A 273-nucleotide genomic window follows, 5' to 3' on the forward strand; every position below is an offset into this window, starting at 1 on the left:
CCTGGCAATGTCCTACTTTCACATAGCAAATGCTACACTATCATCGGCGCTGTTTCGTTTCACTACTGAGTTCGGCATGGGGTCAGGTGGGTCCAAAACGCTATTGTTACCAAGCAAATTTGGTGTTAATCGCGTTAGCAATTAACTAAAATTTGGAATTCTGATAATAAAAGTTTTCAGTAAATCTACTTTAGTCTATTAACTTCTTGCGCTATCAACTATCACATAAAACGCGTTTGGCGTTGTATGGTTAAGCCTCACGGGTAATTAGTA

General features: G+C 39.2%; 1 rRNA gene. It reads right to left on the reverse strand.

Annotation, left to right across the window (positions count from 1 at the left end):
* A 5S ribosomal RNA gene (rrf, locus tag H5232_RS23835) occupies positions 1-114 on the reverse strand; the annotation flags it as partial.
* Between the last annotated feature and the right edge of the window lie 159 nt (positions 115-273).

Origin of the sequence: Pseudoalteromonas sp. SG41-5 (assembly GCF_014164495.1) — a bacterium.
In the GTDB taxonomy this organism is placed as follows: domain Bacteria; phylum Pseudomonadota; class Gammaproteobacteria; order Enterobacterales; family Alteromonadaceae; genus Pseudoalteromonas; species Pseudoalteromonas rhizosphaerae.